Here is an 18,980-nt window from a genome sequence, read left to right on the forward strand (position 1 = left end):
ATTTGCACGGCAATATGCCGGTTTAAGAAAGAACGTTAGCGACGGACTTGTCGCCAAAGGGAGATGACAATGTTGAGAAACGCCATGATTGTAGCCGCGCTCGCGGCATCCATAGCCGGCGCGCATGCGCAGACGCCGGGCGTCACCGAATCCGAGATAAAGATAGGAGCGACGTTCCCTTTCAGCGGCCCCGCTTCGCCGCTCAGCAATACCGGAAAGGGCATGATCGCCTACGTCAATTCGATCAATGAGCGTGGCGGCATCAACGGGCGGAAGATAAACCTCGTCACCTACGACGATGCCTACAGTCCCCCCAAGACGGTGGAGCAGACCAGGAAACTCGTGGAAAGTGACGAGGTGGCGTTCCTGTTCGGCCCGCTGGGTACGCCCGGCATCAGCGCTACTATCAAGTACGTCAACGCGAAGAAAGTCCCGCATCTGTTTGTCGTGAGCGGAGTCACAAAATTCACGAACTTCGCTGAATTCCCCATGACCACGACGGGATTGCCGAGCTACGACACCGAGGGACGAATCTACGCGAAATACATCACCCAGACCCGGCCGGACGCGAAGATTGCCATCCTCTACCAGAACGACGATCTGGGTAAGGACTTCGTCAATGCATTCAAGGGCTATTTGAAGGACGATTTCGACAAGAAAGTCGTCGCGTCGTCCTACGAAGTGACGGAGCCGACCATTGATTCCCACGTCGTTTCGCTGAAATCGTCTGGCGCATCGGCGTTTTTGGTGGCCGGCACGCCGAAATTCGCAGCGCAGGCCATCAAGAAGGCCGATGAGATAGCGTGGAAGCCGCTGTTCCTGATCAACTTTGTTTCGAGCTCGGTGTCCTCGACCATCGTCCCCGCAGGACCGGAAAAGGCCGTAGGCATAGTCGCCGCGACAATCACGAAGGATCCGAATGACAAGAAGTGGGCCGACGATCCCGGCATCAAATGGTACCGCGAGTTCTTTACCAAATACCTGCCGGGCGCAGATATCGGAGACAACAATTATCTGTTCGGGACGCAGCAGGGACAGCTCCTGGAGCAGGTACTCAAGCAATGTGGCAACGATCTCTCGCGGGAGAATATCGTCAGGCAATCGCGCAGCATCCGCGGGCTGTCGCTTCCCACTGTTATACCAGGCGTCATCATCAACACGGGCCCCGAAAACAGTATGGCGTATACGCAGCTGCAGCTGCAGCGCTGGAATGGGACCACGTGGGAGCAATTTGGTAGCGTACTCAGCGCCGACGGAAAGTGAATGCACCTTCTGAATGCAGCGCGGGTGATTTGAGCCCGTAACACGACCAGCTTACTCGTGGAGTATGGATGTCCAGCGACGTTCTTTTCCGACCTTTCAAGCTGAAAGGGCTGAACCTGCCGAACCGGGTCGTGATGGCGCCGATGACGCGCTCATTCTCTCCGGGCGGAATCCCGACCGAAGACGTCGCGCGGTATTACCGCCGGCGTGCCGAAGGAGCGGTCGGATTCATCATATCGGAGGGTACGGGCGTGGATCGTCCGGCATCCCTGAACGATCCGAACGTTCCCCGTTTTCACGGGGAGAAGGAGCTGGCGGGGTGGCGGCGTGTGGTCGACGAGGTGCATGCCGCGGGTGGTCTGATGGCACCGCAGTTATGGCACGTCGGAGCCGTTCGCACCCGCGCCCAGGATTGGTCTCCTCCTGGCGCCTACGACAGTCCGTCGGGTCTGTCGCGGCCGGAGAAGAAATTCGGCGAGCCGATGAGCGAAGCGGACATCGCAGACGCGATCCGCGCTTTCGCCGATGCGGCGCTTGCTGCGAAGCGCCTGGGGTTCGAGGCCGTCGAATTGCACGGCGCCCACGGCTATCTAATCGATCAATTCTTCTGGGAAGGCACCAATCGTCGCGAGGATGCCTACGGAGGCAAGGACCTGCCGGGCCGGGCCCGGTTTGCCGCTGATATCGTCCACGCGGTGCGCAAGTCGGTCGGACCGGACTTTCCGATATTGCTCCGCATCAGCCAGTGGAAGCAGCAGGATTACGAAGTGAAGCTGGCCGATACGCCTCGCGCGTTGGAAGCCTGGCTCAAACCTCTGGTCGAGGCGGGGGTCGATATTCTGCACTGCTCGCAACGGCGCTTCTGGGAGCCGGAGTTCGATGGCTCCGATCTGAACTTCGCCGGATGGGCCAAGAAGGTGACGGGCGTGCCGACGATTTCGGTCGGGTCGGTCGGCCTGACCGGCGAGTTCATCGCCGCATATGGCGGGGAGAGCTCCCGTCCGGCGTCCCTCGACGAGCTGATCCGCCGCCTCGATCGCGAGGAGTTCGATCTTGTCGCGGTCGGGCGGGCGCTGCTTCAGGATCCGCAATGGCTCCTGAAGATACGCGAGGGCCGGACGGAGGAATTGATGGCCTTCGAACGGACTGCATTCGCTGCGCTGAGCTAAGGCTGAAAGGGGTGCCTGCAGTCGGCTGGAAGCAATTCGGAGACGAGCAATGAGCGACGCCAAGACCCAAGTCGGCCAGATACGCACCGAAGTGCACGGGCATGTGTTCAAGATCATCATCGACAACGTGGCGAAGAAAAACTCCTTCAGCCCGCAGATGATGGCGCAGATGTCGGATGCGATGACGCTTCTCGATCGCACCGACGATTATTGGGTCGGGGTACTGTGCGCCGAGGGGCCGGATTTCACGGCCGGGCTGGATATGCCGAAATTCTTCGGACCCAAGGCCGAGAATACCGAGCTAAAGCCCGGCAACATCGATGCGTTCGCCTTGAAGAGCCGGTGCCGCAAGCCGATTGTGACGGCCGTGCAGGGGATCTGCTTCACGATCGGAATCGAAATGATGCTGGCTGGCGACATCGTCGTGGCGGCCGACGACGCCAGGTTCTGTCAGATGGAATCCAAGCGCGGGATCGCGCCTCTTGGTGGTGCCCATTTCCGGTATTTGACGCGGGCGGGCTGGGGAGACGCGATGTATCACCTTTTCCTATGTGACGAGTTCGGCGCAGCCCGAGCTCACAAGATCGGGTTCGTTCAGGAAGTCGTTGCACCCGGCCAGCAGATTGCGCGCGCGATGGAGATTGCGAATCTGATCGCCAAGAACGCGCCGATCGGCATTCAGGTGACGAAAGAGGCCGCGTTGAAATACATCGAGGCCGCCGAGAAAGCCGCGATCGATTACATTCCCAAGATCAAGGATCGCGTCTTCAGCAGCGAAGACATGAAAGAAGGCATCCAGTCCTTCGTGGAACGTCGCTCGGCCGTGTTCCGCGGGAAATAGAAATCCGGCGGACCTTGTCCAGACCATAGTTGAAGACGGCAGATGCGTCGACCGGAGCGAGCCCCAGGTCCATGCCAAGCGGTGCAATCAACGACAGGCTCAGGAAGCCGTGGGCAATGGTGCCGCCTGCAGGACTTTCTTTGCTCGCACGCTCTGCGTCGACGTGGATCCACTGGCTGTCTCCGGTGCAGGCGGCGAACTGGTCGATCATGGACCGGTCGATGGTGACCCAATCGGACTTTCCGAGATCCTGGCCCACGAAATCCCTGATCGCTCCAAGTGTGATTTTTGCCATCGCTGGCGTCCGTTGTTTCGACTTTTGGCATATTCCCTTGTACTGCAGGGAAGGCCATGTCGATTTTGTTCAACGGGGACCGTAATCTTGAATAACGACCGCGCTCTGACAGTGTTTTCGTTGCGCAAGGGACGAGAGCATGACCGAGGCAAGCTGGGATTTGTTTCGCTTGTTTTCCGTGGTGGCGCGCACCGGAAGCGTCAACCGTGCCGCGCACGAACTGGGTATGAGTCAGCCGACATTGAGCAGGCGTCTGAAGGAGCTGGAGCGCTACGTGGCCGCTCCCCTGTTCTTTCGCGCATCGTCCGGCGTGAAGCTGACGCGGGAAGGCGAGGACCTGCAACGCTCGGCCGGCGATATGATGCTTGCATTCGAGTCGTTTCATCGTGATCTGCGTTCGCGGGTCGGGCAGCGATCGTCCGTGGTCAGGATATCGGCGACCGAAGGCATGACCAAGCACTGGCTCCTCCCGCGGGTTGCGGAGCTGCGGCGGCGCGATAGCCGAATCTATCTGGAAATAATCTCCACGGTGAACCAGCAGAGCTTGGCAACGAGCGATTTGGATTACGTCATCAGGATGGGAGATCCGGGTGAGAACGATCTCATTGGAAAGCGGGTCGCCGATGTGCCGATGGGGATATTCGCCTCCGAGCAGTACCTTGCCGGACGCTCTGCGCCCCGATCATTGCCTGAGCTGAGGGATCACGACATCATCGGCCATACTGCCGATTTTGTCTCATTTCGCAGTATTCGGCCCAATCAAAGGCATCTATTGGAGTATTTCTCGGAAGCGGCGGGTACTCGCAGCGTCGTTCGGGTCAACCCGGTGGCTAACCATTTTGCCGCCGCCGGTTGCGGCCTCGGGCTTGCGCTTCTTGCCGTCCTGTTCGCGCAGGCCGAGGGGCTGGTTCAGGTATTGCCGCAAGAGACAGTCACGATGAACGCATGGTTGCTCCGCAGGCGCGAGAGCGCCGCAATTGAAGTTGCGCGGCTTGAAATTCGCGACGCCATTGGGCGCCGCATGCTGACGGCACAGCGCGGCCTATCGGCAAACGCCGCGTCAGTGCTGACGCAACTTTGCGTTAGCTTGATTTCCTCGCTCGCAGTCGAGGCACGCGCGGGCGCTTCGCGTGCCTCGTTGGATAATGCAGCTGATGCATTGCCACCTTCATCGCCGGGTGCGCCGAATCGTCGACAAATCTAATTGAGAGGGCAGGGCGTTCAGTATAGCTACAGAGTTGTAGTGGGCGCATGGGACAGTCGGGTCGCAGTAATGGCAGATCACTCGCCAGGTGACACCAACGACCGTCGACGAAATCTCGGACGCGATGGAAAAGGTGTTCGGCCGGCACCGCGCCGAGATCAAGTCCATCACCGGCGTCTACAAGCGGGAGGCGTCCACCATGGGTAACCGGGTCGAGAAGGTTCAGGCGATGATCGACGCCTTCGTTCAATCCGCCCTGATGCTGCTTCTCGGCTTCGCGATGTTACGAGGCGCTGCGATCGACGGGCTTAGTCTTGTCAGCCAACAGGTCGTTAATCTCTGGTTTGTACGGCGCCGGGGCATTGCGGCGGCTGCCAGTCTCGGCCTTGCGGCCGATTCCTTCGTCTTTCCCAAGCTGATCGATGGTCTCATCACGCTCACACGAGCAGGTCGGTGCCGGTCGGATCCCTTACCGGGAAAGGCGCTTCCTCATTTGGAAACGTCTGCTAAGCAATTGATTTTTCTAGAGGCGAATGCGGCTATTTTTTCCAAACGCTCATTGGAATCATTGAATAATCAAACAGGTTTTGATTCCGCCATTCGGAGGTTCGATCCCTCCCGCCCCAGCCAGCACTCAAAGCTGCTGAGTTCACTTATATAAACAGCGCTATTTCCGCCAATTTTCTTGGGTGCGTTTGGAAATTGAGTTTCTGGTGCTCGGTCTGGACTCGAACTAAACGACCGTTGGCTTATCTCCGTGGGTCTCATCTCCCAACATATACTGCGGAAGCTGCTCGGGCAGGTCCGTTAAGCCCTCATCGTAGGATGGCGCATTGCGGCGAACAAATCGGACATGGCGGGCGCCTCTCCTGCGCGCGGGTGTGATGGGCTTTGACGGCGTGAAGTAGTTCACGAGCCGCAAGCATCGCCAGGGGTAGCGTTCCTCGGGGGTCGTGTCCCCTGTGGTGGTGTAGCTCGGTAGAGCAAAGCCGCCCGTACGCGCGCCGCAGATAGCGCCGTAGCGGGCGGGCGGCTTTGCGGTGGTCACCGGCGGTTCGCCGATAGGGTCGGGTTGCTGACACCAACCTGATTCGAGGAACCACCGATGACCGATGAGATGATGAACCTCCGCACGCTCGTGGAGAAGACCCCCGATGCGGATCTGCTGCGCGAGATGATCGGCTTTGCGGCCCAGCGATTGATGGAGCTGGAAGTTGAAGGCCAGGCCGGGGCCGCCTACGGCGAGAAGAACCCCGAGCGTCTGGCACAGCGCAACGGCTACCGCGACCGGACCTGGGAGACCCATGCCGGCACGGTCGAGCTTCGCATCCCCAAGCTGCGCAAGGGCTCCTACTTTCCAGGCTTTCTGGAGCCGCGCCGGATGGCCGAGAAGGCGCTCACCGCCGTAGTGCAGGAAGCCTATGTGCCAGGCGTCTCGACCCGCTCGGTCGACGATCTGGTGCAGGCCATGGGGATGAGCGGCATCTCCAAGAGCCAGGTCTCACGGCTGTGCGCGGAGATCGACGCACGGTGTCGGCCCGGTCCGCAAATACTCGATCGGTGCGGCGCTGCTCGACAAGCGCGACCCATCCAAGGTGCTGGCACGTTCGCGCGAGCCGCTATTGCGGCCTGAATCATCCGAGCGCGAAGGATACGTCCCTAACGTCGTTTATACTTGTGGCGGGATGCGGCACAACAACCAGATCATTCTGCCATATGCCGTGTCGGACACATTCTCGAATTTCGCAACGATCGAGATTTCCGAGCTCATGGACGCGATGAAATGCTAGGCGCGGCCTTCGTGGTCGTTGGCGTCAACCGTGTTTCTCAACAACTCGTAGGAACCTAATAGCCAGCTAATGCGAGCAAGGGCGGAAGCACCACTCTCCTGACGTGTTCGTAGCCATCGAGAGGATAATAACAGAGGAATCCAGATGCGTTACATCCAGCTGGCCTTCGATTGTGCTCACTTCCTATTCGAAACGCCACTCGTCTAGCACCCTCCGTGGACTTGACTCGATCCGCGCATCTTAAGCTGATCTCAGGAGCATACATCCAATTCAATAGCTCCTTTTTTTCCCGAGCTACTCCTGCGCCGTGACAGCGGGCCGCACGCTAATTCTTGCGAGCTCGCGACGCTCGTCGTCTGTCAGTTGCCAATTCGCGCACTGGCTGCAAAGCTGCGCGAAAACGTCGTGCAATTGGCTTCGGGCGACCCTGACGATCTCGGTATCGTCGAATTCGCAAGACTTCAGGAAAATTGGCAAGGTAAAACTGGTCTGACGGCTATCGAACTGAAACGTCAGGCGAATGTCCTCGCCACGTTCATTCGGCAGAATCATCTCGATGCGTGCGATCGTAATCTCGAACATATTGGTCGTGTCCCCGGAGGTGATGTAGCTCGGTAGAGCAAAGCCGCCCGGACGCGCGCCTCACCTAGCGCCGTAGCGGGCGGGCGGCTTTGCAGTGGTCACCGGCAGTTCTCCGGTAGGATCGGGTTGCGACACGCCAACCCAACCGAGGAAAGCCGACGACCAACGACATGATGAACCTGCGCACGCTCGTAGAGAAGACCCCAGGCGCCGATCTGCTGCGCGAGCTGATCGGCTTTGCTGCCCAGCGTCTGATGGAGATGGAATTCGAAAGCCAGACCGGGGGCGGGCTACGGCGAGAAGGCCCCGAGCGTCTGGCCCAGCGCATGGCTACCGCGACTGGATCTGGGACCCGGGCCGGCGCGATTGAGCTGCGCATTCCCAAGCTGCGCAAGCGGTCCTAATTCCCGGGCTTCCTGGAGCCGCGGCGGATGGCCAAGAAGGCGCTCACCGCCGTGGAGCAGGAAGCCCATGTGCAGGGCGTCTCGACCCGCTCGGTGGACGATCTGGTGCAGGCGATGGGTATGACCGGGATCTCCAAAAGCCAGGTGAGCCGGCTCTGCGGCGAGATCGACGACAGGGTGAATGTGAATAAGCCGAAGTTCGCCCCCCATCGGCTTACAACATTGACCCCATACGTGATGAACATTCCCGTGATCGTTCAATGAATTCGGCTGTGTTGGCGGGGGTCAACCTTCGGCGCCGATCGGGGTCAAACCGCGCGCCGAATAACAGCGGATCTCTGAAAAGGCCGTGCAACTCAAAGCAGAGAAGAGCATAAGATTGCAGAACTCACACCTTTGCATCCCGGCTCCCTAGCCGCCGCGGCCTTGGCAGTTGTGATGCTCTCGGAATATCGATTCAGCACGGTCTTGTACGTCCCCTGCGGCGGCTTATGTGCTGATTAGCACTTGCTGGCCACGACTGCTATTTCATCCAAAGCAACAACAACCAGAAAACAGGAGGACAGCATGAAGTTCCGTCCGCTTCACGACCGCGTTGTGGTCAAGCGCATCGAAGCCGAAGACAAGACCACTGGCGGCATCATCATTCCGGACACCGCCAAGGAAAAACCCTCGCAGGGCGAGATCACGGCGGTTGGTCCAGGCGGCCGCGACGAAGCCGGCAAGCTGATTCCGATAGACCTCCAGGTCGGCGACCGCGTGCTGTTCGGCAAGTGGTCCGGTACTGAGGTCAAGCTCGATGGTCAGGAACTGCTGATCATGAAGGAAAGCGACATTATGGGCGTTCTCGTCGATCTGCCTGCCGCGAAGAAGAAGGTTGCCTAAGCACCAGTCAGTTTTCCTCATCCTGAGCCGTCGGCGCAGCCGGCGTCTCGCAGGATGAGGCCCGCAAGTTCAAATCCCGCTCCTTAAGAGCTCGCCTAGGCGCGATCATTGGGATCTGACCAGTCGAAAACGGAGATCATGATGTCGGCCAAAGAAGTCAAGTTCGGCGTAGATGCCCGCGACAAGATGCTGCGCGGTGTCGAAATTCTCAACAACGCAGTCAAGGTCACGCTCGGTCCCAAAGGCCGCAACGTCGTTCTCGACAAGTCGTTCGGCGCTCCCCGCATCACCAAGGACGGCGTCACCGTCGCCAAGGAGATCGAGCTCGAGGACAAGTTCGAGAACATGGGCGCCCAGATGGTGCGCGAAGTCGCCTCCAAGTCCGCTGATGCCGCCGGCGACGGCACCACGACCGCCACCGTGCTCGCGGCTGCGATCGTCCGTGAAGGCGCCAAGGCGGTTGCCGCCGGCATGAACCCGATGGACCTGAAGCGCGGTATCGACCTCGCCGTGGAAGCCGTCGTTGCGGACCTCGTCAAGAACTCCAAGAAGGTCACCTCGAACGACGAGATCGCCCAGGTGGGCACCATCTCGGCCAACGGCGATGCCGAGATTGGTAAGTTCCTCTCCGACGCCATGAAGAAGGTGGGCAACGAGGGCGTTATCACGGTTGAAGAAGCGAAGTCGCTCGAGACTGAACTCGAGGTCGTCGAAGGTATGCAGTTCGACCGCGGCTATATCTCGCCTTACTTTGTTACCAACGCAGACAAGATGCGCGTTGAGATGGACGACGCCTACGTCCTCATCAATGAGAAGAAGCTGTCTCACCTGAATGAATTGCTTCCGCTGCTCGAAGCCGTGGTGCAGAGCGGCAAGCCGCTTGTGATTATCGCGGAAGACGTCGAAGGCGAAGCGCTCGCCACTCTCGTCGTGAACCGCCTGCGTGGTGGCCTGAAGGTCGCGGCCGTCAAGGCTCCAGGCTTCGGCGATCGCCGCAAGGCCATGCTGCAGGACATCGCGATCCTGACCGGCGGCCAGGCGATCTCGGAAGATCTCGGCATCAAGCTCGAGAACGTCACGCTCAACATGCTCGGTCGCGCCAAGAAGGTGATGATCGACAAGGAGAACACCACCATCGTCAGCGGCGCGGGCAAGAAGGCCGACATCGAGGCGCGCGTCAATCAGCTCAAGGCGCAGATCGAGGAGACCACCTCGGACTACGACCGTGAGAAGCTGCAGGAGCGTCTGGCCAAGCTCGCCGGCGGCGTCGCGGTCATCCGCGTCGGCGGCGCGACCGAGGTCGAGGTGAAGGAGCGCAAGGATCGCGTTGATGACGCGATGCATGCGACCCGCGCGGCGGTCGAGGAAGGCATCCTGCCGGGCGGCGGCGTCGCCCTGCTGCGCGCTTCCGAGCATCTCAAGGGGCTGCGCACCAAGAACGATGACCAGAAGACCGGTGTCGAGATCGTGCGCAAGGCTCTATCGTATCCGGCTCGCCAGATCGCGATCAACGCTGGCGAGGATGGCTCGGTGATCGTCGGGAAGATCCTGGAGAAGGATCAGTACGGCTACGGCTTTGACTCCCAGTCCGGCGAATACGTCAACCTGGTCACCAAAGGCATCATCGACCCGACCAAGGTGGTTCGGGTGGCGATCCAGAACGCGGCCTCAGTCGCGGCTCTCTTGATCACCACCGAAGCCATGGTCGCCGAGGTGCCGAAGAGGAATGCAGGCACCGGCGTGCCTGCGGGCGGCGGCATGGGTGGTATGGATTTCTAAGCGAGCCGGCTCATGACGAAGAATGGCAGAGAAGGAAACGGATGAGCCGAATCCTACAGAGATGCCGAGGTGCCGAGGTGAGCCTTGCTGTCCTATCGGCATCGACCGCGAAGTCCTCAAGCGAAAAGCCCGGCCACGAGAGCCGGGCTGATCGGTAATAATTCCAAGTCAGGCAATGCACGGAAGAAATCGGGGAAAGATGTCGCGTCTGTTCAAAAAGGAACACTCGAACCGATTATTGGCAAGACCGCGCAGTGTAGAGATTTCACAAGGGCGCGACATTTCGGGGAGTCCCGCTCCTGGCCCTTGGCGCAGATACTCGCTGTGAGCATAGGGCGCTGCCGCCAGGCTACGGCGACAAGGCGCATTGTGCCCTCGTAAGAGTGTCCGTATGCGATTGCGTGAGCAATTTGGTACAGACGCCGATCGCTTGACGTGTCTAGCCTCCTTAACGGGTGAGATTCGACTTACCTCTAGGTCAAGGCGAAAACGATGGAAATCTCCAGGGAGACAAAAGCTGCCGTGCGGCCGGCACTGTGGTGAGCCGTGGCCGGAGCAATCGCTCTGGCAATCGTGGGTTTCAGCTGGGGCGGCTGGGTGACGGGTGGGACCGCCGAGGCGCTCGCAAGGAATGGAGCTGCGACGGCTGTCGTCGCAGCTCTCACACCCATCTGCGTTGAGAAGTTTCGACAAGCCGCAGACGCGTCGGCAAACCTGGTCGAAATGAAGAAAGCGACCTATGCATGGGACCAGAGCAAGTTCGTTGAAAAAGGCGGTTGGGCCACCATGCCGGGAAGCACCGAGCCAAACTCGGCCGTTGCAAAAGCTTGTGCCGAATCGCTTGGTAGCAAGAATGCCGCGGAGCTGCGCGGATAGTCAGGAAACTCGTGCGGCGGAAAGACCGCTGCCATTGATGGTTCCCGGCCTCTTCTTGCAGGCACAGGCGGCTTATACCGTCGATTCGATGTGACCATCGCCACTTCCCGGGTGAGAGTCTTTTCTTTCCACGCAACCGTTCCGTGAGCCAGAACGCGAAGAGGAAAATTCCTACACACGACGGAAGTTAATTCGCGCGCAGTGTCGGTTGGGATCTTCCGGCACACGGGTGTCGGCCCAGCGCTATTGTCCAGGTGGGCAGATCAAAGAGTCGACGTTTAGCTGTTCGCCGCGCAATTTCGCTGATGGAGCCCAGCTTGCGCGAGCAGGACCGTTTCAAAAGTTTGCGGCGACCAAATCGTAAGAGCCCCTGCTGCCGCGGCTGTAGATCTTGGCAGCGGCGGCACAGATCAAGTCACGATTGCAATCAAACGCGTTCAGAAAGCCTGGTTCATCGTAGCTGGCATCTGGTTTAAGTCGCTTCAGCGCACCTTCGTTTATGAAGAACGACGCCTCAATAGCGCTGTCGTATCCCCAAAATCGCACGGCGCGCCGCGTGCGATCATAAGAGCGACTGTGATTTGGAAACTCAATCATGGTTGAGCCGATCAGTTGCCGATACACGAGACTCGCGCCTAGCACGATTTGCATCGGAGGTTGGAGCGATTCAGTTGCGCGAACTCTCAAGTGGTTATCTTGGAAGCGTATTACAATGTCGCTCGATGATAACGACAGCAAGAAAGTTGCGCTTGGCCCTCGTCATTCTGCGAATAGGCACTACATCTTAGTCATCACCGCGCGCTCCTCGGCTGTTATCGGTGACTGAGAGCATTGTGCTCCCGCCGCGGCCAAGAGGCGGTCAAATGTCGAATATCTCCAAGTTCAGTGTTCGCGAGTGGATGGTACCTCCCGTATTGCTGCCGATCTTTTTCGTGCTGCTGATCGCTGCTGCAGTGCTGATTCAGTGGTAGTTCCCTCCGGCAGGCGAGCGTCATCAGTTCCAGCCAATGATCCATTCGCCAAGGAAGGGAGCCAAATCGTTTGTTGGCTTCTGAACTGAGCATCAGGGCGGCAAACGCCTCGGATAGAGCTCGCAAGATGCCGCCGGACATCAGAGCGCGGAGGCACTGCAAAAGGTAACAATCCTGGAGAACGCTGCCGAGATGCTCAAGCATCTCGGCTGCAAGGTCGGCGTGTCATCAGAATGACAGGTGAGAGTTGATCCTGTCCGCTCCACCGTTCACGCACGCCGATGGGGTCGGATATTATGAGGAAAGAGCACCTGGGTATGGATCATAGGGGCACCGAGATGCTTGTCCCAGATCGATCGCTCGTACCAGTCTACAGCCGTTTCCCGTAGATGGCCCATCCAATGATGCTGGTCCAGCGCTGATCTTGCACGGCCGTCCGTAGCGCGATCGAAGCCTTCGACAATCCCGATGAGTCGAAATTCTCTCCTCGGGACCCGATAGCCGAATGACGTCGGCTGCCGTCATCGCTGTCGCGATGACGCTTAAGGAGCTTTGCACGAACTCCACGAAGTTTGGCGGCCGGTCGGTCCCGGAGGGCGGGTCGACCTCGTCTGGACAGTGGAAGGCATGTGATACGTCTTGCGGATCGTGGCAGCGGAAAGAATCGGACGACGAAGAATCAAGCTTGCCGCACCGGATGACCAGCTGCTGATCAATATTGCTCACGTTCCAAGAGAATGGGCGCCAGGTGCGGTCAAGGAGTTCGACCCGCATCCGGTGCATCCGGAGCCTGCAGCCTTGTTCAGTCCGCCGTATGAAGTGCTGTCTTTGTAGACTGAGCAATATTGCTCAGCAAAACATCCCGATCTGGATCAATATACTGGTTCGCAGGGGCGAACTCGGCGGAAGGAGCCAACTATGAATCCGATCACCGCATTTCTTGCGATAGCCTGCGTCGCTATCGGCGCGGTGCTTGGCCTGATGGGTTACTTCGCGCTCGGCACCGCTTCGCTGATCGCCGCGATCGTCATCGCCTCCGCGCTGAAGATGGCAAACACCTGGCAGAAGTTCGTTATCCTCCGCGCCGGCAAATTGCGCGGCGTGAAAGGGCCCGGACTTTTCGTGATCATTCCGGTTGTCGATAGTGTCGTTGCCGTCATTGACGAGCGTATCCAGACTACCGCTTTCAGCGCCCAGGAGGCCCTGACGAAGGACACCGTCCCAGTGAACGTGGACGCCATCATTTTTTGGTTCGTCCATGACGCACAGAAGGCGGCCTTGAACATTACGAACTACCGGGAAGCCATCGATCGTGTCGCCCAGACTTCGCTGCGCGAAATGATCGGCTCCTCGATGCTAGCGGCGCTCTTGTCGGAGCGGACCGCCGCTGACCAGCTGTTGCGAAGCGAAATCGGACGCAAAACGGCCGACTGGGGCATCTCAGTGAGGTCAGTCGAGATCCGCGACGTCGCGATCCCGGTGGCTTTGCAGGATGCGATGTCTCGGCAAGCGCAGGCCGAGCGGGAAAAGCAGGCCCGTGTAATCCTCGGATCGGCCGAAGCCGCCATAGCCGGCAAATTCGTCGAGGCGGCCGTGATCTATGCGGGGCGGCCGGCGGCATTGCAGCTCCGCGCCATGAACATCATCTATGAGACAACCAAGGAGCGCGGCACCACGATCCTGATGCCGACATCGATGGTCGACAGCATGAACCCCGTCGTGGCCTTGGCTTTGGCGAGCCAGGACAAGACCGTGTCGGCCGAGAAAACCGGCTCGCTGCCGCTGAGCACCCCGTTCACACAACAGAAAAACGCTTCCAAGGTTGACGAGACTTCGCTTGCTCTCGAGCCAACTTGACACACCAAACGCGGTTTTGGAGCTGTTACTAAGGGACCGTCGGTGGATACGCTCGAACGCACATGTCCGAAAGCAGTCTAGACATGGTTCAAGGCCCCTCAGAAACCCGCGCGTTGGCGCAGTTGCTTGCCCACTATCGCCAACCCAATAACGCGCGCGGTATTTTCGAGCTTTTGATCACAGCAGTACCCTTTTTGGTCATCTGGGCTCTAATGTTGGCCGTTGTTGTCCGCGGCCATTGGATTGGTCTGCTGCTGGCAGCGCCCGCGGCGGGCCTGCTCGTTCGTCTCTTCATGATCCAGCATGACTGCGGCCATGGGTCGTTCTTCCGCGGCCGTCTTGCGAACGATTGGGTCGGCCGAGCCATCGGCGTTATTACCCTAACTCCGTACGATTACTGGCGACGCAACCATGCGCGCCATCACGCGAGTTCGGGTAATCTCGATCATAGGGGCTCCGGCGACATTGATACATTTGACCGTGAGAGAGTTTGCCGCACGGCCTCGATGGCGACAGATCCTCTATCGTCTGTACCGGCATCCGATCGTAATGTTCGGCGCAGGTCCCACATATCTCTTCATTTTGCGGCATCGCTTGCCGATAGGGTCGATGCGCAGCGGCTGGCGGCCCTGGCTAAGTACAATGGGTACGAACGTCACCATCGCGGTTCTGATCGCCGGCATGATTGGGCTGGTTGGCCTTGGGCCATTCCTGCTGGTGCATCTGCCGATCGTGGTTCTGGCTGCGTCAATCGGTGTCTGGCTGTTCTATGTTCAACACCAATTCGAGGAAACATCGTGGTCCCGTGATAAGGCGTGGAGCTTTCACGAAGCTGCGCTGCATGGCAGTTCGCACTATCACTTGCCGGCTGTCTTGCGCTGGTTTACGGCGAACATCGGCGTCCATCACGTCCATCATCTATGCAGTCGAATTCCCTGCTATCGGTTGCCCGACGTACTCCAGGATCATCCGGAACTCGCTGCCGTGGGACGGAATCACGCTTTTGCAAAGCCTGCAGTGTGTGCCGAGGGCCTTGTGGGATGAGAAAGGGCGGCGGCTCGTTTCGTTTCGAGAGGCCCGTCTCCGGCAAAATTTCCAATGTGAGCAATATTGACCAGTGAGCGCGGCATTTTTGAAAGCATACTACCGCTCTGATCGCCAGAGATTGGCCGCCGTTGTCTAACATTCCGTTATTGGCTTGAGGTCTCAAACAGGTTCCCGTAAGCGGCGCATTGAAGCCGTCCTCGAAACGCGCGTTTCAGTCCCGCAGCGATGTGCGATGCGGTCAGGAAAGCGGGCGCGGTTCATTTTCTAGGAGTCGCCTAATGGTTGAAAATGCGCCGCAGAGTAGATTTTTCGTTCGCGCGGGAGGTGTCGGCTGGATGGTCTACGATCGAGAACGCAGGGGGCCGGCTCTGATTGGAACCGATGTGGCGGATCGTTTATCGAAGGAACAAGCAGGAAGGGCGTCCGCGATCCTACTTGCTTCAGCACAGAAGACCTGGAGCTGAAAGCTTAAGAGCGGGGCCGCCTCACTTCGCGGACTGACAAGGCTAGCCTCGGGTTTCGCACCATTTGCCGTGCGGGCACAGGCCGCTGAAGTTGGGCCGAGTCATCGGCCCTCTCAGACAATTGTCTCGTTCACGTTAGCACACGTCAAACCACGATGTGCGATTTGATCGCCGCTCGGTCAGCATTTTCTGGCATTTTCTACGTATGAGAGTTATCTTCAGCGTTTCTATCTATGGGAGTTCGCTAGAGACCAGAGAAGATCGGTGTCTCGCAAAATTGTGTGACGCGCCGCCGCCACGATCGGAAAACCGATGCTTAAATTGCTGGCACGATGCGCGGTGGTCTCTATTGTGCTGACTTCGGCGCTCGCCGCCGAACCGGTCAAGCTCAAATTGGCGTTCTTCAGCTCCGACCGCTCGACGAGCTATCTCGCGGCGGTCAAGCCGTTCGTCGACGCGGTCAACGCCGAGGCCAGAGGCCAGATCGAAATTGAAACCTATTTCAGCGGCGCGCTTGGCAAGGACCCGGCTGAGCAGCCCCAGCTCGTGCTCGATGGTAGGGCGGACATCGCCTACGTCGTCACAGGCCTGACGCGCAATCGATTTGCCGACAATGCAATCCTCGAATTGCCCGGCTTGTTTGCGAGCATGCGGGAGTCCGTTGCGGTGCTCACCCGGCTGATGGCAGCCAACGCGCTGCAAGGTTACGATGACTACATCGTGATCGGCGCTTATGTCAGCGAACCCGAGACGATCCACAGCAATATCCCGATCACGTCGCTGAATGATCTGAAAGGCAAGCGACTTCGCGTCAACAATCCTGGCGAAGCCGCCGCGCTCGAAAAACTGGGGGCGCGGCCTGTGCTCTTGCCGGTCAACAAGATCTCCGAAGCTATCGGCAACGGCAGCATCGACGGCGCCCTCGTGAACCCTGCTTCAGTGGTCGATTACGGCGTCAAACGCGTTGCGACTTATCACTACCTTCTTGGCATCAGCGGCGCGCCGCTGATGGTCTTGATGAACCGGAAGACATTCAACCGGCTCCCGAAATCGGCGCAGTCAATCATCCTCAAATACAGTGGTGCGTGGTCTGCCGGACGCTTCGTAGATACCTACGAAGCTGTGGAAAGCAGCATTATGAGGGAGCTAAAGTCAGATCCCAACCGTCACGTGATCGTGCCCACGCCGTCGGACCTGGATGCGGCAAATGCCGTATTCGCGACCATTGCCGATGATTGGGCTTCGAAAAGTCAGCGCAATGCCGAGCTACTGAAAACGGTCCGGGCCGAGCTCACGAAAATGCGATCGAACCGGTAGCCGCGGATGCCATCATTCGCCAGCATCCGGCCTCAGCGAAACATCGTCATCATCTGCGTCGCGCTTGCCATATTGTTGCTGGGTACCGGGGCGACCCTGAAGATCACGACTGATTATCTTCTCCGTCAAGACGCGACGTCGACCGCTCGCAGCTGGGCCCGGTTCCTGGCAGCCAGTGTCGCCGATCTCGAGCAGATTGCCGGCGGCGAGCAGCCGGCCGCCGCAAGCCTAGCGTTCTTCTTGTCGGCCCGAAATTCCGGTGAGGTCTTTCAATACGAGATCTTCAACCGCAATGGTTATTCGCAGCTCGTGTCGACCCAAGCAAAGATCGCACTCCTCGATTTGTCGGTATACAGCCCCGATGCAGCGCGATCGGTCGCCGAGGCTCAACCTATCGTCGATGTCAGGGAGGGCAATTCGGTCGACCGACCGGCATTCTTCGCGCGCGCCTATGTCCCGGTCCAGGCCGACGGTCGTCACATTGCGGTCGTTGCGGCCTACGTGGATCAAACGGAGCAACGCAGGAGTTTTCACAATACATTCCTGACCGCGGCCGCATTCCTTTGCCTGCTGTCGGGCCTCGCCTTCTCCATTCCCGCAGTTGCGTGGTATCGTGAAACAAAGGTGAAGCAGGTTGACCGACGCATCCGCTTCCTCGCCCACCATGACGCGTTGACCGGGCTGGCCAATCGTCCCCAGTTGATCGAAAAGCTGGAAAGAGCCCTCGCTCACTTGCCGACGCGGGGCGGCAGCCTTGCCGTGCACTTCATCGATGTCGACCGCTTCAAGGAGGTCAACGATACGCTTGGTCATGACGGCGGCGACTTTCTACTCAAGTCCATCGCCGAGCGTCTGCGCGCTGCGGTCCGGATCGACGACGTGGTGGCCAGGCTCGGCGGCGACGAGTTCGTCGTCGTGCAGAACGACGTCGGCGGCAGGATGCAGGCCGAGACCTTTGCGCGCCATCTTGCCACGGCCGCAAATGCTGCGGTGAAGTTCAAGCAGCACGAGATACACACCACCGCTAGCATCGGCGTGGCGCTGGCGATGGAGGAGGGCACCAGCCCGGAACGATTGCTCAAGAGTGCCGACCTCGCGCTCTACGCGGCCAAGGCCGCCGGCCGCAACTGCATCCGGTTCTTCGTGCCCGAGATGGATACCGAGCTACAAGCGCGCATCGAGCTCGAAAGAGCGATTCGCGAGGCGGTGCTGAATGATCGCTTCGAACTGCATTACCAGCCGCTCTTCGAAGTATCTCAGCGCCGTCTTGCCGGCTTCGAAGCGCTGATCCGGATGCACGCAGCGGACGGGACCCTCGTTCCGCCACTGGCCTTCATCCCGGTCGCCGAGGACTTGCGACTTATCGACAAGATCGGGGCGTGGGTGTTGCGGGAGGCATGCCGCACCGCCGCAACCTGGCCGGCGCACCTGACCGTTGCAGTAAACCTGTCACCCCAGCAGTTCGTGGCGGGCACCATCAGCGACATCGTCGCTGCCGTACTGAGGGAGGCGGAACTCGCGCCGCACCGGCTCGAACTGGAGATTACCGAAGGCTTGCTGCTCGGCAACACCGAAACGATCATGGCGCAGCTCCTGACTCTCAAGGCGATGGGCGTGGCCATCGTAATGGACGATTTCGGTGCAGGCTATTCGAGCTTCAGCTATCTGTGGCGCTTTCCGTTCGACAAGATCAAGATCGATCGAACCTTCATGCAGGGCCTCGACGGCCCCCATCGCCAGGTCGGAGCGGTGGTCAAAGCGATCATCGCGCTTGGACGCGAGTTGCACATGCGCGTAACGGTCGAAGGCGTCGAGACCGCCAGCCAGGCGGCATTTCTCGATACGGCCGACGGTGATCAGGTCCAAGGGTTTTTCTTCGGCCGGCCGGTCCCGGCCTCGGAGCTCGGCGCCAGCATTCTGGCGGGCTTCGCGAGGCCAATGTCGCCGGCTTTACCCGTGCCCAAGCTGCAGGTCGTCAACGCCACCGCTGAACGGTAGCACGAACCTGCACCTCCGTGGGCGGAGCGGCTCCCCGGCCCTCCGCCATTGTAGACCATTCTCGCGTTTCGGTTAGCGCTTGTCTCACCAACATGACATTTTTCTTCCGTAGCCTGCATCTCTCGCCGAGGTTGCGAATTGGTGATCATGCCTACCATGGAAAATCAATCGCGTTGCACCTCCGCGCCGGAACGCGGCAGCCCACACACAGGTGGCCCCCTCACGACGCCGATCGACG

Annotated in this window: 15 protein-coding genes and 5 pseudogenes; 17 read left to right on the top strand and 3 right to left on the bottom strand. The window is 59.3% G+C overall.

The window, feature by feature from the left end; all coding sequences use genetic code 11:
* Window positions 1-63 precede the first annotated feature (63 nt).
* The 3 genes from ACVWYQ_RS35220 to ACVWYQ_RS35230 all read left to right on the top strand — a co-directional run bounded on the left by ACVWYQ_RS35220 (window position 64) and on the right by ACVWYQ_RS35230 (window position 3,273).
* Window positions 64-1,263, top strand: coding sequence for an ABC transporter substrate-binding protein (locus tag ACVWYQ_RS35220; RefSeq protein ID WP_404543015.1), 1,200 nt, complete (start codon window positions 64-66; stop codon window positions 1,261-1,263).
* Between the two features lie 68 nt (window positions 1,264-1,331).
* Window positions 1,332-2,432: an NADH:flavin oxidoreductase gene (locus tag ACVWYQ_RS35225; protein WP_271542417.1), complete on the top strand. Its 1,101-nt coding sequence runs from the start codon at window positions 1,332-1,334 to the stop codon at window positions 2,430-2,432.
* A 49-nt stretch (window positions 2,433-2,481) separates the two neighbouring features.
* The gene (locus ACVWYQ_RS35230) at window positions 2,482-3,273 is read left to right on the top strand and encodes a crotonase/enoyl-CoA hydratase family protein (protein ID WP_271542415.1); all 792 of its coding nucleotides are present in this window, start codon (window positions 2,482-2,484) and stop codon (window positions 3,271-3,273) included.
* On the opposite strand, the gene ACVWYQ_RS35235 is transcribed toward ACVWYQ_RS35230, so the two are convergent.
* Complete coding sequence (locus tag ACVWYQ_RS35235; protein ID WP_456727027.1) at window positions 3,200-3,568, bottom strand: MaoC/PaaZ C-terminal domain-containing protein; 369 nt, start codon at window positions 3,566-3,568, stop codon at window positions 3,200-3,202. The two genes, ACVWYQ_RS35230 and ACVWYQ_RS35235, sit on opposite strands and share 74 nt — an antisense overlap.
* A gap of 139 nt (window positions 3,569-3,707) precedes the next feature.
* On the opposite strand from ACVWYQ_RS35235, the gene ACVWYQ_RS35240 reads away from it, so the two are divergent.
* From ACVWYQ_RS35240 to ACVWYQ_RS35255, 4 genes and pseudogenes are all read left to right on the top strand, one after another.
* The gene (locus ACVWYQ_RS35240; RefSeq protein WP_456727028.1) at window positions 3,708-4,772 is read left to right on the top strand and encodes a LysR family transcriptional regulator; all 1,065 of its coding nucleotides are present in this window, start codon (window positions 3,708-3,710) and stop codon (window positions 4,770-4,772) included.
* Window positions 4,773-4,896: 124 nt separating this feature from the next.
* Window positions 4,897-5,433: a hypothetical protein gene (locus ACVWYQ_RS35245; RefSeq protein ID WP_271542789.1), complete on the top strand. Its 537-nt coding sequence runs from the start codon at window positions 4,897-4,899 to the stop codon at window positions 5,431-5,433.
* Between the two features lie 444 nt (window positions 5,434-5,877).
* Window positions 5,878-6,303: pseudogene (locus tag ACVWYQ_RS35250) on the top strand (transposase); the annotation flags it as partial.
* Window positions 6,296-6,562 (top strand): annotated as a pseudogene (locus tag ACVWYQ_RS35255) (glycoside hydrolase family 130 protein); the annotation flags it as partial. The pseudogenes ACVWYQ_RS35250 and ACVWYQ_RS35255, both read left to right, overlap by 8 nt.
* Before the next feature lie 294 nt (window positions 6,563-6,856).
* On the opposite strand, the gene ACVWYQ_RS35260 reads toward ACVWYQ_RS35255, so the two are convergent.
* On the bottom strand, window positions 6,857-7,144 hold the full coding sequence (locus tag ACVWYQ_RS35260) for a hypothetical protein (protein WP_404542908.1): 288 nt from the start codon (window positions 7,142-7,144) through the stop codon (window positions 6,857-6,859).
* Window positions 7,145-7,314: 170 nt separating this feature from the next.
* Between ACVWYQ_RS35260 and ACVWYQ_RS35265 the strand changes: the two are divergent.
* From ACVWYQ_RS35265 to ACVWYQ_RS35280, 4 genes and pseudogenes are all read left to right on the top strand, one after another.
* Window positions 7,315-7,731, top strand: a pseudogene (locus ACVWYQ_RS35265) (transposase); the annotation flags it as partial.
* 384 nt (window positions 7,732-8,115) lie between these two features.
* The gene (locus ACVWYQ_RS35270; RefSeq protein WP_247419046.1) at window positions 8,116-8,433 is read left to right on the top strand and encodes a co-chaperone GroES; all 318 of its coding nucleotides are present in this window, start codon (window positions 8,116-8,118) and stop codon (window positions 8,431-8,433) included.
* Between the two features lie 141 nt (window positions 8,434-8,574).
* Window positions 8,575-10,212, top strand: a complete 1,638-nt coding sequence (groL, locus tag ACVWYQ_RS35275) for a chaperonin GroEL (protein WP_271542409.1) — start codon at window positions 8,575-8,577, stop codon at window positions 10,210-10,212.
* A 546-nt stretch (window positions 10,213-10,758) separates the two neighbouring features.
* The gene (locus ACVWYQ_RS35280; RefSeq protein WP_456727029.1) at window positions 10,759-11,088 is read left to right on the top strand and encodes a hypothetical protein; all 330 of its coding nucleotides are present in this window, start codon (window positions 10,759-10,761) and stop codon (window positions 11,086-11,088) included.
* 336 nt (window positions 11,089-11,424) lie between these two features.
* Here the strand turns inward: ACVWYQ_RS35280 and ACVWYQ_RS35285 are convergent, their stop codons facing one another.
* Window positions 11,425-11,712: a DUF1488 family protein gene (locus ACVWYQ_RS35285; protein ID WP_333919549.1), complete on the bottom strand. Its 288-nt coding sequence runs from the start codon at window positions 11,710-11,712 to the stop codon at window positions 11,425-11,427.
* 755 nt (window positions 11,713-12,467) lie between these two features.
* Between ACVWYQ_RS35285 and ACVWYQ_RS35290 the strand changes: the two are divergent.
* The 6 genes and pseudogenes from ACVWYQ_RS35290 to ACVWYQ_RS35315 form a co-directional block, all read left to right on the top strand.
* A pseudogene (locus ACVWYQ_RS35290) lies at window positions 12,468-12,683 on the top strand (sensor histidine kinase); the annotation flags it as partial.
* A 15-nt stretch (window positions 12,684-12,698) separates the two neighbouring features.
* Window positions 12,699-12,893: a hypothetical protein gene (locus ACVWYQ_RS35295; RefSeq protein ID WP_271542405.1), complete on the top strand. Its 195-nt coding sequence runs from the start codon at window positions 12,699-12,701 to the stop codon at window positions 12,891-12,893.
* A gap of 84 nt (window positions 12,894-12,977) precedes the next feature.
* Complete coding sequence (locus tag ACVWYQ_RS35300) at window positions 12,978-13,916, top strand: slipin family protein (protein WP_271542403.1); 939 nt, start codon at window positions 12,978-12,980, stop codon at window positions 13,914-13,916.
* A gap of 293 nt (window positions 13,917-14,209) precedes the next feature.
* Window positions 14,210-14,960: pseudogene (locus tag ACVWYQ_RS35305) on the top strand (fatty acid desaturase).
* A 779-nt stretch (window positions 14,961-15,739) separates the two neighbouring features.
* Window positions 15,740-16,744, top strand: a complete 1,005-nt coding sequence (locus ACVWYQ_RS35310) for a TRAP transporter substrate-binding protein (protein ID WP_271542401.1) — start codon at window positions 15,740-15,742, stop codon at window positions 16,742-16,744.
* Between the two features lie 6 nt (window positions 16,745-16,750).
* The gene (locus ACVWYQ_RS35315) at window positions 16,751-18,742 is read left to right on the top strand and encodes a putative bifunctional diguanylate cyclase/phosphodiesterase (protein WP_271542398.1); all 1,992 of its coding nucleotides are present in this window, start codon (window positions 16,751-16,753) and stop codon (window positions 18,740-18,742) included.
* Window positions 18,743-18,980 lie beyond the last annotated feature (238 nt).

Source organism: Bradyrhizobium sp. USDA 3397 (genome assembly GCF_054060965.1).